Raw genomic sequence first — 13,070 nt, forward strand, 5'->3', positions numbered from 1 at the left:
ATCGGGAGATGCCTGAAATTGAATCCACACTCAAAAAATCCGACCAGAACCTTGTCTGGCTTGACTGCGAAATGACCGGCCTGGACCCGGAAAAAGAACGGCTGATCGAAATTGCAGTGGTCGTCACCGGGCCGCAGCTCACGCCGCGCATCGAAGGCCCGGTACTGGCCATTCACCAGTCCGACGAGCTGCTGGACCAGATGGACAACTGGAACAAGGGCACGCACGGCCGCAGCGGGCTGATTGACAAGGTCAAGGCCAGCACGGTCACCGAGGAGGCTGCGGAGGCCCAGTTGCTGGCGTTTTTGGCCCAGTACGTACCCAAGGGCGGATCGCCCCTGTGCGGCAACAGCATCAGCCAGGACCGCCGTTTTCTGGTCAAGTACATGCCGAAGCTGGAAGCGTTTTTGCACTACCGCAATGTCGATGTCAGCACGTTCAAGGAGCTGGCCAAACGCTGGCGACCCGAGGTCTATAACAGTTTCAAGAAACGCCAGAGCCACACCGCCCTGGCCGATGTGCATGAATCGATTGACGAGCTGGAACACTACCGGCAGCATTTTTTGAAGTGATTCTTCAAGCGATTTCTGGCCATTTTCCGCGCAATGACGGAATTCGTAGCTCCTGAAATAATAGCAAACAGCCTGGCGAGCGCCTCCCGTGGAAAGCCGTAATGGCCTTGGTTGAGGCAGGGGACTGGTAGAAACCCGTAAACCAGGCTATAATCAAAGGCTTGCAGTTGCACAGGGTGCGCTGCATTTGTACATCTACCTCACACTTTTGGACTCTACCGACAGAGTCACCGCTTCAGGCTGATTCGCCTGAACCGCATATTCGTTTGATGGTTGGTGTTTTATTAACCATGAACGAATCCTCTCGCATCGCGGGGGGTGAAGTTTCCTGTCCTTCGCCAACAAGGCGTTGCGCACAGGTGATGATTGAGAATAAACATGACTGACTCTTTTGAGGCTCGCGGCGACTTTTTGCCTGAAGCAAACACCGATACCGACATCCTGGGCGTTCCGGACTTTTCCGATGCTCCCGCCGCTGCCGTGGCTACTTCGCTGGACGCCGTTGCACCCCAACCCAACGGTTTCGTGAAGCTGGGCCTGGCCAAGGAACTGCTGCAGGCCGTGGCCGACATGGGTTTTACCCAGCCGACCGCTGTGCAACTCGCCACCATCCCCAAGGCCATGCAAGGCCTGGACGCTGACGGCGCCGACCCGAAAGCCAAATTCACCGACCTGCTGGTTTCCAGCCAGACCGGCAGCGGCAAGACCGCCGCCTTCCTGCTGCCCGTGCTGCACACTCTGCTGATGCAGCAGGAAGAAGCCGAGCGCCAGGAACGCGCTGAATTTGAACGCCTGAGCGCGGAAGCCATCGCCAAGGGCGAAGCCCCTCCGAAAAAGCCCAAGCGCAAAGATCCGACCAATGCCCGCAACTTCAAGGCCGCCACCCCCGGCGCGCTGATTTTGTGCCCAACGCGCGAACTGGCCCAGCAAGTCTGCGCCGACGCCATTGACCTGGTTCGCCATTGCCGCGGCCTGCGCATCGCCAACGTGGTGGGTGGCATTCCTTACCAGCTGCAGATTGCCAAGCTGCAAAACGCCAACCTGGTGGTGGCCACGCCAGGCCGCCTGCTGGACCTGCAGCGCAGCATGCAGATCAAGCTCGACCAGGTGCAGTTCCTGGTGGTCGACGAAGCCGACCGCATGCTGGACCTCGGCTTTGCCGATGACCTGACCGAGGTCAACCAGCTCACCATTGAGCGCAAGCAGACCATGATGTTCAGCGCCACGTTTGCGCCGCGCATCATGCAGCTGGCCACGCGCGTCATGCGCACGCCGCAGCGCGTCGAGATCGATTCGCCGCACGAAAAGCACACGTCCATCACGCAGTCACTGCTGTGGGCCGACAACATGACGCACAAGCGCAAGCTGCTGGATCATCACCTTCGCGACACCACCATGAACCAGTCCATCGTGTTTGCCTGCACCCAGGTGGAATGTGATGGCCTGGCCAATGACCTGGTGCAAGAGGGCTTCAGCGCCGTGGCACTGCATGGTGCCCTGGGCCAGGGTCTGCGCAATCGCCGCCTGATGGCTTTCCGCGATGGCCGGGTGCAGGTTCTGGTTGCCACCGATGTGGCCGCCCGCGGCCTGGACGTGCCCACCATCACCCACGTGATCAACTACGGCCTGCCGATGAAAGCCGAAGACTATGTGCACCGCATTGGCCGTACCGGCCGTGCCGGCCGCGAAGGTCAGGCGATCACCATTGCCGAGTTCCGTGATCGCCGCAAGATCCAGGACATAGAGCACTACATGCAGCAAAACCTCAAGCCCAGCGTGATTGCCGGTCTGGAGCCGCAGCAGCGTTTTGCACCGACGTCCGAGCGTCCGCGCGGCAATTTCGGTGGTGATCGCGGTGGTCGCAGCTTTGGCGGCGGCGGCGGTGGTGGCTACGCAGGCCGCAAGCCGTCCGGCGGCTTTGGCGGTGGTTCGGGTGGTGGGTTTGGCGGCAACCGCGATGACCGCGGCGGCTCCTTCCCGGCGCGTCCTGCGCCGCAGGGCAACGGGTATGCCGACCGCACCAGTTTCAATGATCGCGGCCCACGCCGTCAGGACGACCGCGGCTTTGGTAACAACAGCGCTGGCTTCACGCCGCGCGATGACCGCAACTTTGGCGCCCGCAATGAAGGCTTTGCGCCACGCGCTGACTTTGCGAACCGCAAACCCGCGTTCGCCAAGCCTGCGGGCAAGGTGTTTGTGCCACGCGATGCCGCCAAGAAGGCGGGTAAGTTTGCCAAACCGGCTCGTGACTGAGCGGTTGATCAGCCTTTACAGCGCCTGAACAAAGAAAGGCCGCTGCGAACCGCAAGCTATACCGTGTAAAAGCTGTACTAATAGCGCGTGAGTGAGTGATTTCGGGGTTTTCCTAATAGTAAGCCAACTAAAAGCCGCCGAGAAATCTGCGGCTTTTTTTAAGAGTCTCGGGGCACTGCCCCCAACCCCAAGTTCACTAACTCCCGGCGCTGTGCGCCGCCTCCTCTACACGAGGGGCACCGAAGGTGGCGCGTATTCCAGTCCTTCCTGAGCAGGCAATCCAGTACGCCTTGATCAGCCAGCCTGACGCGGACTGCGCAAGCAGTCCGATCGATCTGATCAAGCGCCTAGTCCCTCATCTGTTCTTGCTGGACTTCACAGCCCGATCGATTCATCATCAATCCGATCCATCAAATGCCGGGGCTGGACACCTAGGTGCGGACGCTGGTTATGACTTTTATCCGGGCGCGTCAGCAGCAATCGTCCTGACGTAGCCGGCCTGTCAGTTGCTAGGGTTAAATGGCCGTCCGCACAGGCGCAACTTCCGACAACAGCTTCTCCAGACAGCCTGTCGTGAACTCGGGGTTTTCGATGCTTGGTAAATGCGCCATTCCCGGGAGCGCTTCGCATCGTCCGTCCTCGACCGATTCCGCGATCCAACGACTGCGCTCCTGAATGTATGGGACATCAAGATCCCCGCACAGAATTCGGATGGGGATCTGAATCTTCCGCAGTTGATCCCAGGCTGAGCATGGAGGCAGCATCTTGCTGATGCCTTGTGAATCAAGAATGATGCGGTGCATTTCGAGAAACTGAAAGCGGGCGACACCTTGCACCCGTGGATGTTTCGTATATGGTCCGTCCAGGAACAGCTTGGCTTTCAGTTGGTTCACCGCATCTTTTTCCCCGGATTTGCTCGCCGCCTCAATCTGTTTCAGGACTTGGTGAGTGACCTCATCGGTCTCGGGTGCAGGTGCGCCGCTGACTGAGGGAGAGATGAGCAGGAGCGCCGATATACGGTCTGGCATCTCAAGAGCGGCGTCAATAGCGATGCCACCACCCTGCGAGCACCCGACAAGAATCGCTTTCTCCCCCTTTGGCACGAGGTGATCGAGCACAGCCTTCAAATCGCCCGTGTTGCTATAAGCCGCATCAACAGCGTGTGTTTCCCCGCATCCCCTCCGGTCGTAGGCAATAGTTTTATAGCGCCCTCCAAGAACAGAAACTTGATGACGCCACATCCGGCGATCAGCGATTGCGGCGTGGAGAAACACAATGGCTTGTCCACTACCTACGTGCTCCACCGCGATGCTTGCGCGACCAGATTGCACGCGAGTGGTAGAGGTAGATAAAGCCGTGCACATCGAGCTGTCATCAGCAGGCATCACGTGGGTACCAACAATCTTCCGAATCGCTGTCACGTACCCAACTTTGTAGATCGCACGCCCTCTGGGGTTCAGAACTCGCCCGTGATCGTCCTGTGTCCAGCCCTCATCCTGCATCAGTTTCTCGCTGATGGCATACCGTAGCGCCTCCTTTTCAGAGTCGGTGAGGCCGGTGGAAGCCGGCAGGATCTGGATCGTATCCTTGGGCTGGCTTGCAGCCACCGTTCTCTGGTCAATCACCACTTCGGTGTTCGCCTTGAGCAGATTTACTTCGCCCCGCAGCTTCTTGTTCTCGGCCAACACCGCGCCCATGACGCCGCGAACCGCTGGATCGGGAATCTTGTCGAGGACGGCATAGACAGGGTTCTCGCTGACCTTGCGCACCTTGCGGGTCGCGCCACCCGTATGGCCGGCCCACGCCTGAATCAAGCCCTTGAAGTCATCGCCGGTCTTGTTGTGGATGGTCGATTTGACCGGACCCCCGCGCTCCTGGGCGATCCTTGAGATCGTCGCCACCGAGAAGTCGCTACTGCCGCGCTCGTGCTGCTCCCGGCACACGGCATGAATGATGTCGAGATTCCTGGCCTTGCGCGGCGTCGCGCTGGCCTTGAGTTGTTCCAGCAGTTCATCAGGATGCATCGCTGTCTCCACGGGGGGCGGGCAACATACGTTTGGCACGTGCCGCATCAAGGATTTCACGGGCGGGTGTCCCGGCGACATTCTCGGCAAGCACGTCCCAGGTCTCGTCGACAATGCCCAGATCGCGCAGCCGCCGCAGGCCTTCGACGTACTCCAGTGCGCCCTTGAGTGAGCCGGTGCGCGCCTGAATGAGTTGCATGACGGCGTTGCCTGCCGCCAGTTGCTGCCTGGGGTTCAGGCGGAAGAAGACCGGTGGCATCTTGTTGAATTCGAGCATGCAGTCGAGCAATTGACTGCGCCTGAGAACCGGTTTTCGGGCATCAATCTCGGGGTAGATCACGGCATTTTCGCAGAGGACTTCGATCTGGTGCAGTTCCGAAGGGGTCTCGGTGAAGGCCACTTTAATGTCGCTCATTTCACCGACCGCCACCAACTGCACCCCGTCCTTGTTCGCGTCCTTCATGATCTCCAGCGAGCGGGCGATCAGGTAGTGGGTTGCCTGCATGTCGTTGACCAGCATGCCCATCGCCTCCGCTTCGGCTTCGTAGCGCTGTGAGAGCCGTTCCAGCTCGCGGGTTTCGGTGAACAGCTGTCCATCACGTTCGCAGTCGGCACGCCGGTTTTCCATCAGGGTGACTTCTTCATGCAGCTCGTTATGGCGCTCGGAGCGTTCGTGCGCCTCGTAGCTGATGGCGTTGAAGTGCGCCTGCAGGCCCGGCAGGAAGGCGGGACCGGTCAGGAAGAAACGGCAACGCACGCAGTTGCGCTGCTGCGGGTAGCCGGAGACGGGAGCGTAGATTTGTTCAGTCAACCGCTCTTTGATGCACTCCCCGCCCACATCGCACATTGCGCCACCGACCGGGCAGATGCCCTTGTCCTCGAAGACAAAGGCGGCTGCCGACTTCTGCCCGATGGCGGCGCGCACGGCATCGACGCTCACGCTGGCAAAGCGCTGGCTGACCTGCTCCATCGTCGCATCCATCAGGAAGCGCCGATGGCTGGCTTCATCCGCCGCCAACACGTTGCGCTCGGCCGCATCCAGCACCTCCTTCATATAGGCGTGCCCGAACTTGGTGTAGTAGAGCGTCATGATGATGCGGGCGTGTCCGGCGATCAGCTTGGACACCACGGCAATAGGCAACTGCAGGTCCAGCACCAGATAGCTGATCAGAGACACCCGCAGCGCATGCGGAGGGTAATACGTCATTGTTTTACTGTCATGATCCACAAACTGGATGGGCGTGCCGTCGTCCAGCGTCTCGTCGTTCTCTGCGCAGCGCTGTTCGAGGCGGGCGAGGAGCAAATACCAGGGGCGGTCGAGCGCGGTCCTTGTCAGAGGCTTTTGCCGGTCGCGCCCCTCTGCCGCCGCATCGCGAAACAGGAAGCATGCGGTGCCGCGCGCTTCCAGCACCTCGGGGTGGGGCGGGGTGAAGCCGAAGTGCTTGGACTCCAGATCGCGCCACGCCATGGGCGCCCTGATCGGGTTGTAGCGCTCCTGCCACTGGCGCAGCTTGTCCAGCCAGTACAGCACGGTCTCGTGGGCCCAGGGAATGATGTAGCCTTTGGCGTTCTCCGGCTTGGTAATGTCGGCGGTCTTGTTGGTGTTGATGAACAGGCCCGCGCCGGATTCGCTGGCGTTGCGGTGAAACACGCCGCGCTGGTAGGGACGCCTGGCGCTGCCGGTGGCGAGCGGCGAATCGTTCAGCACGAAGCTGCCGCCTTGCGTTCCATGCAGGTAGCGCCAGGTATCGGCTTCACCGGAGTCCAGCATGCGGACCTGAAACGTGCGCAGCGGCAGCTCCAGCTTCACGTAGAGCGCCACGGCGCGTACCGGCGACCAGAGTTCGGTCACACGGGGCGGGAGGTCATGTGTTTTTTGCTCGTGCTCGGTCGTATCGCGCTCGCGCCACACGCAGTCCGGGTCGTCGGGGTTAATGGCTTGGGGGGCCACCATGAACCAGTCCCCGCCATTGCTGCCGCCCTCCATCGACTGCTGCGCCCAGACCCAGTCTCGGAAATGCAGGCCCTCGGCCAGCATCGTGCGCAGCTCCTTGATGTAGCGGATCGAGAGCGAGGATTTGGTGGTTTCCGTGGGCGCGGCGATTCCAGACCTGGACAGTCGCGCCACGGGATTGTGCAGTTCGTGCGGCACGATCCGGTGACCGAGATCGTCCTCGATGGAGAGCTTTTCGAGGAGCACCCAATCGATGAAGTCGGCGACATATTTATGGACTTTGACGTCCTCAGCGCTTAGCGAGCCGACGGCCCCTTTGGCTTTGGCCTTGAGCAGCACTTCGCTGAGGCTCGGTTTGGGTGTGGTGCGGGTCAGAAACACCATGGGATGGCGCGGCAGATCGCAAGCCAGGATGTACTGCACCAGAAACTTGTCGAGGGCTATGCGGCGTACGGACACGGCCGACTTTTGTACGCCCAGCCACTCGGCCGCGAGTTCCTGCCAATGCAGCAGGCGCGGATCAAGGGCCAGCACATGCGCGAACGTGATGTCCGAGCCCTTGCCGGTATGTTTGTTCTGAATACGCGGAAACGGATTTCTCAGTTGGGCTGGCACCACCCGATGACCAGCGGCATCGGGCTGCGCCAGTGTCGTGCGCAGCACCCAGTCGAGGAAGTCGCTGATGATGTCGTGCTGTTTTTTTCCTCGCTCTTCGCTTTGCCTGTCCAGTTCCAGTGTTGCCCACAGGTCGGGCTGGCGGGTGCCGGCGTCGAACAGGGTCGCGGGGCGCTTGTCCAGGGACTGCGCGTGAAGGCAGCGCACGAAGAAGGCGCTGAGCGCAACGGCCTTGTGGCTTGAGCCTTTCTGCTGCGCATACCACTCGGCGGCCAGCACCCGCCAGTCCTCGAAGGCCGGATCGAGGGCCAGCAGGAAGCGGAACCCGGGGTCGAAGCTTTGATCGGTTCCCTTAATTTTTTTGGCCATCTCAGTTTTTCCTCAACAATTTCGGGTTCGGACCGCTCATCAGTCCCAGCGGGTCGACGTCCTTGAAGCCATAGCGCAGCAGGTCGGGTGGCGGCAGTACCGTGCCGGCCTTCTCGCGCTCGGCGGCGGCCTCCAGTGCGCGCACGAGCCTGGCCCGATCCGGCTCGGTATAGACCACCTGCGATTCAAGCGACTTGTGGTGCAGCGCCTTCTTGCGGTAGATCGGGTCAATCTTGGCATCGGCCAGCGCCTGGCCGTAGGCATGGCGATGCCCGTGCGGCGAGGTGCCCAGGGCTTTGGCAGCTTGCAGCCCAATGCGCTCCACGGCGCGCCGATGCTGACGCTCGAACGAGTCGATGGCATAGGGTTTGCCCTCCCTGGTCACGAAGGCAAAGGGATGGTCACATTCCAGTTGCGCCCGCTGCGCCATGTACAGAAACCATAGCTTCCAGAACAACTCCCCCGCCCATGGTGGATACCAATTGACATACATGAAGTGTCCTTTGGAGTCGAGCGCATTGCCTTTCCAGCCGGCGTGCCACTGGTCGCTGCTGGCGTATTCGTCGCGTGGCCGCATCGCGTACTTGCCGTTCAAGTAGGCCAGACGGTTGCACTTGATGGGCTTGCCCCTGGCATCCAGCCAATCGGGCGGGGCGGTACCCAGACTCGGGTGGTAGATGTGCACCAAGGCCCGATCCGGACGGATGGGGTCGGCTGGACGCCTGGATTCGGACACCACGTCCCGCACATAGAGATGAAAGGGCTCGGACATGCGCAGCCCGCCGTAGTGCATCAGCATGGTGATCAGGATGTCGCGCAGGTTCAGCCGTTCTTCCAGACGCGGGCTTTTCTGTTTGCCCGGCACAATGAAGCCCTTGAACAGCAGATCGTGGATGCGATCCTCGGGAAACTTCTTGACCGGTTCATGGTCAATCACAGGCGTGCGCTTGAGCAGGACGTTGCGGGCGCGGGTCATGGCGAGCGACGCGGTTTCCCGATCCCAGCTGTGCGCCAGAAAGGCGCGGTCGCGCTTCTGATGCCACGCCGCCCAGGCCAGCATTTCTTCGCTGCGCGTGGCCTGGCGCCACGGGTTGAGCGGCTTGCTGCCCTGGGTTTGTGCCATCCAGTCCGAGAACCCCGAGATGCCCTGCACCAAGGGCCGCACGACCGCCGGGTTGCGTCCCTGCCAGTAGAGCCCGCTGGGATCGTTGCCGTCGTCGCCCACGGTGCCCGTGTAGAGACGCTGCGTAAAGGTTTCGAACAAGTCCTTGGGATCGTCGAAACAGTCATGGTTGGCAGCCATGTAGTCGATCAGGAGGCCGACCGCTTGCGTAACCTTGAGCATCCACGCATGGCTGCGCACCTGCACATGCGCCAACAGGTAGTCGACCAGCGGCTGCAAGGGGCCGTGCTCGGTCAGGATGATGGGGATTTCCGTGACCACGCCGCTGTTGTCGCGATGCACCTTGCCGCGAATCGTGGTGTGCTGCATCAGACCATCCTCTCGAACTGCTCACGCAGCAACGCGCCCAACGCGACATGCCGGCGATCCGAATGGCGCGGCGCTCGTATGGCTGTTTTGGCCGCTTCCACGTCGCCGACCAGAATCACCTGTTGCTCTGCCCGCGTCACGGCGGTGTACAGCAGCGTGCGATCCAGCAGCTTGCTCTGGCGCACAGGAATGATGACCCGCTGAAAGCCGCTGCCCTGCGCCTTGTGAATGGTGATGGCGTAGGCCAGTTCCAGATGCGCCAGCAACTCAGGGGTCAGGTCACGCGTGCGTCCGTCATCCCACAGGATGCGCCCAAGGCGGCGCTCCGGCGCAATGTCCGGCACGGGTGGCTCCACGGACAGCACGACGCCGAGTGAGCCGTTCTGCAAATCGATCTCCCAGTCATTGCGCAGACAGATGACAGGATCGCCCACGCGTATACCAGTGCCTTGCGGCTGGTCGAATTCCAGGTTCCAGTGCATCAGCCCTTCACCGTGGGCGTTGGTGTGGCGCTGGCACAGCGCGTTGATGGCATTCATGCCACCGGCTGCGGCATTGCGCGTGGCGCACAGAATCTGACTGGCACTGCGATCCTGGTCGTACAGACGCAGCACGACTTCGTTGATCTGATCCGGTGGACATGCCAGGAAGGCAATGTCGGCGAGAGCGTCGGCGGGCAAATCGGGCCACTCGCCGTCGCGGATCAGGGCGGCGGCCTCGGCAATCGCCCCGCCATAGCGCTTGACCTGCGAGAGTTCCACGACGGGAACTTGGGGTTGATGCGCCAGTTCATGCAGCAGCAAGCCTGGCCCAACCGGTGGCAGTTGGTTCGGGTCACCGACCAATACCACACGGTAGTGGAGCGGCAGATGCCGGATCACCCGATAAGCGGACGGCAAATCCACCATCGAGGCCTCATCGATCACCACCACCGCGTTCGAAGGCGCATCATCTGCATTGAAGTGCTTGAGGAAACCGGCGATGGTTTGGGCGCCATGGCCGGTGGCCTCGCCAATGCGCTTGGCGGCACGCCCGGAGAGCGCCATGGGGTAGATCGTGTGGCCAGCCGCCTCAAAGACGCGAAACAAGCCGCGCAACACGGTGGTCTTGCCGGTGCCGGCGCCCCCGGTAATGACGCAGAACGGGTTGGCATTCGCCAGTTCCAGCGCCTCGACCTGCTTTTGATGCAAGCTGATGCCGGCTTGTGCCTGATAGTCGGCGATGAGTTCCGCCAGTGAGTCGGCGTCGAGCAAGGGGTCTGGATTGGCGGCGCGGCGGGCGATGGCTTGGGCCACGCCCTGCTCCATCACAAAGGGGCCCGGCGCGTGCAGTCGCTCGCCATGGCGGATGAACCGCCCCGCTGATTCGGCTTGCGCCAGTGCCGACCCCAGCACATCGCTTCGCTGCAACAAGACGCGCAGGCGACGCGCAAGCTCAAGCTCGGGGATGCAGGTGTGGCCGGCGTCAAACGCGGCGTACAGCGCTTCCTCGACCGAGCCCGCGAGACGTCGCGGGTCGGTGGGACTGAGGCCGAAGGTGTCTTGCGCCAGGGCATCCACGGTGGCCCAGTTGGCGGCAAAGCTCAGCAGGCGATAGGGGTCGTCCTCGATCTTGCGGGCGGCGTCCTTGCCGAAGAAGTCCAGTACCTTGCGCCCGAGCGCTACGGCAAACCCCTTGGACTGCAGCCATTGCAGGGTAAAGGTGTTGCCCCACTGCTGCCATGCATCCGCGAGCTTTTGCGCCATCGGCCTGGGCAGTACCTCTGCGAGTCGGTCGACGTCCGACCGGTCGAGCAGGTCGTACAAGGCATCGCCAAAGTGTTCCCACAAGCGCCTTGCCTTGACTTCGCCGATGCCCTCGAAGGCTTCGCCCTGACCAAGCAGCGTAATGATGTGCTCGCCCGAGGGGCGCAGCATTTCCATGGATTCGGCCGTGATGGTGGCTTCGGTGAGCCGGTAGCCATTGACGACTATGGTGTTGGCCTCGGGTGTGCCGGCAATGCGCCACAGTTGCCCGCATTCGACCGGGGCCTGAAGCAATTGGCTGGAGGCTTTGATGACGTAGTGGGTTTTGGCATCGACGCGCCAGCCTTTGTCGTCCACCTCGATGCCCGTGAAGATCGCGCCACCCCGCCCACACGGGTTCTGGCTGCGCACGGCACTGATACGCACGGTGACACTTGGCACATTCATCGCGGCAGGCGTCCGGTGCTGCACAGCACGCTATCCATCAACCGGTAGCGATCCAGGTCCGCCCGCACCTGGGTGAGTTCGGCGCGCAGGGAGGCGTTTTCTGATTCGAGGCGCTTGAGACGCGCTTTGTCGGCTGCGACTCGTGGGTTGGGTGTTGCCTGAGCTGCCGCGTCGCTCTCGCCTGTTTCCGCCACAGGCGGCAGGACCTTGCGCTCACGCAATTGCGTCTCCAGCGTTTTGAGGGCATCCTTGACGCGCGGGTTCTGGAGCAGCGCCGATTTGGCGAATCCGCACTCGCGGGCAATTTCCTGGCGCGACAGCTGTCCCCGCGCCACCATCTCGCGGAAATCATCGTCGGTTTTGCTGGCCACCCATGAGCGGAAGGTGGCGAGGTTTTGCTCGGATCGTTGTTGGCCGTTCATGGGATTAGTAAGGGACTTACAATTAGTTCAAATAATACACCATAGCTAATAGCTTACAAGACAAAAAAATGCCACTCTCTGGATCGAGAGTGGCATTTTGGGGTGCTAATAGTAACGACTAGCTACACCATATAACGCAAGGTTTGCAGCGGCCTTTTTCATGGGCCGGAGCGAATCAGGCGGCTGAACCGACCTGATTGAAGCGACCTTATTCCAGCTTGATGCCGGTTTCCTTGACCACTTTGCCCCAGCGGTCCATCTCCTGCACCATGTACTCCGACATCGCCTCTGGGGTGGAGTGGGCCACTTCCACGCCAGCGTCGTACAGGGCCTTGCGGGTCTCTGGTGAACTCATCAGCTTGCCAATCTCCGTGTTGAGCCGGGTAACGATGTCACGCGGCGTGCCGGCCGGCGCAAGCAGTGCCAGCCACACTGACGCTTCATAACCCGGCACACCCGCCTCCTGCAGGGTGGGAACATCAGGTAGTTGCGGAATGCGTTTGGCCGTGGTCACGGCGAGCGCCTTGAGGCGGCCCTGCGGTACCTGGGCCAGGGCATTGGGCACACCCGCAAAGCTGCTTTCCACCACCCCCGCCACCAGGTCGGTGGCCGCACCGCCGCTGCCTTTGTATGGCACATGCTTGAGCCTGGCACCCGTCATCGACACAAAGAGTCCGCCCATCAGGTGCTGCGAACTGCCGTTGCCTGAGGACGCATAGTGAATGGTGTCGGGCGCAGCCTTGGCCAGCGCAATGAATTCCTGCACATTGCGGGCCGGCACCTTCGGGTTGACCAGCAGCACATACGGCGAGTCGACCAGTTTGGAGACCACCGTAAAACTCTTGATCGGGTCGTAAGGCATGTTTTTGTAGATCCACGGGCTGATCACATGCGTGGTCGACACCATCACCAGCGTGTAGCCATCGGGCGCTGCCTTGGCCACGAAGTCGGTGCCGATGATGGAGCCCGCTCCCGCCTTGTTTTCAATCACGAACTGCTGCCCCATGGCGGTCGAGAGCCGCAATCCGAGGATGCGGGCGACCACGTCGGTGAAGCCGCCGGGTGCAAACGGAACAATCAGCTTGACCGGTTTGGTCGGATAGGTCTGGGCCCATGCGGCAGACAGGGACACCGCGAGCAGCGAGCCCAGCAACAATGATCTGGCAATGGCTTTCAT

General features: G+C 61.4%; 8 protein-coding genes. 2 read left to right on the plus strand and 6 right to left on the minus strand.

The genetic code is table 11. The features are described 5' to 3' along the window. Window positions 1–8: 8 nt before the first annotated feature. Window positions 9–572: an oligoribonuclease gene (gene orn, locus BPRO_RS08465; protein WP_011482635.1), complete on the plus strand. Its 564-nt coding sequence runs from the start codon at window positions 9–11 to the stop codon at window positions 570–572. A gap of 378 nt (window positions 573–950) precedes the next feature. Continuing rightward, a complete protein-coding gene (locus BPRO_RS08470; protein WP_011482636.1) occupies window positions 951–2,825 on the plus strand; it encodes a DEAD/DEAH box helicase in 1,875 nt (624 codons plus the stop codon). 515 nt (window positions 2,826–3,340) lie between these two features. Here BPRO_RS08470 and gmtX read toward each other — a convergent pair. The 6 genes from gmtX to BPRO_RS08505 all read right to left on the minus strand — a co-directional run bounded on the left by gmtX (window position 3,341) and on the right by BPRO_RS08505 (window position 13,070). Continuing rightward, window positions 3,341–4,849, minus strand: a complete 1,509-nt coding sequence (gmtX, locus tag BPRO_RS28495) for a gamma-mobile-trio protein GmtX (RefSeq protein ID WP_011482638.1) — start codon at window positions 4,847–4,849, stop codon at window positions 3,341–3,343. Further along, window positions 4,839–7,787, minus strand: a complete 2,949-nt coding sequence (locus BPRO_RS08485) for a gamma-mobile-trio integrase GmtZ (protein ID WP_011482639.1) — start codon at window positions 7,785–7,787, stop codon at window positions 4,839–4,841. Before BPRO_RS08485 ends, gmtX begins: the two co-directional genes overlap by 11 nt. 1 nt (window position 7,788) lies before the next feature. Then, window positions 7,789–9,279 carry a gamma-mobile-trio recombinase GmtY gene (gene gmtY, locus BPRO_RS08490; RefSeq protein ID WP_011482640.1) on the minus strand — a complete coding sequence of 497 codons (1,491 nt, stop codon included), beginning with the start codon at window positions 9,277–9,279 and terminating at the stop codon, window positions 7,789–7,791. Then, on the minus strand, window positions 9,279–11,471 hold the full coding sequence (locus tag BPRO_RS08495) for an ATP-dependent DNA helicase (RefSeq protein ID WP_011482641.1): 2,193 nt from the start codon (window positions 11,469–11,471) through the stop codon (window positions 9,279–9,281). Before BPRO_RS08495 ends, gmtY begins: the two co-directional genes overlap by 1 nt. Next, a complete protein-coding gene (locus BPRO_RS08500; protein ID WP_011482642.1) occupies window positions 11,468–11,893 on the minus strand; it encodes a VPA1267 family protein in 426 nt (141 codons plus the stop codon). The genes BPRO_RS08495 and BPRO_RS08500 overlap by 4 nt, the downstream gene beginning before the upstream one ends. A gap of 208 nt (window positions 11,894–12,101) precedes the next feature. Continuing rightward, window positions 12,102–13,070, minus strand: coding sequence for a Bug family tripartite tricarboxylate transporter substrate binding protein (locus BPRO_RS08505; RefSeq protein WP_011482643.1), 969 nt, complete (start codon window positions 13,068–13,070; stop codon window positions 12,102–12,104).

The organism is Polaromonas sp. JS666, assembly GCF_000013865.1.
GTDB lineage: Bacteria > Pseudomonadota > Gammaproteobacteria > Burkholderiales > Burkholderiaceae_C > Polaromonas.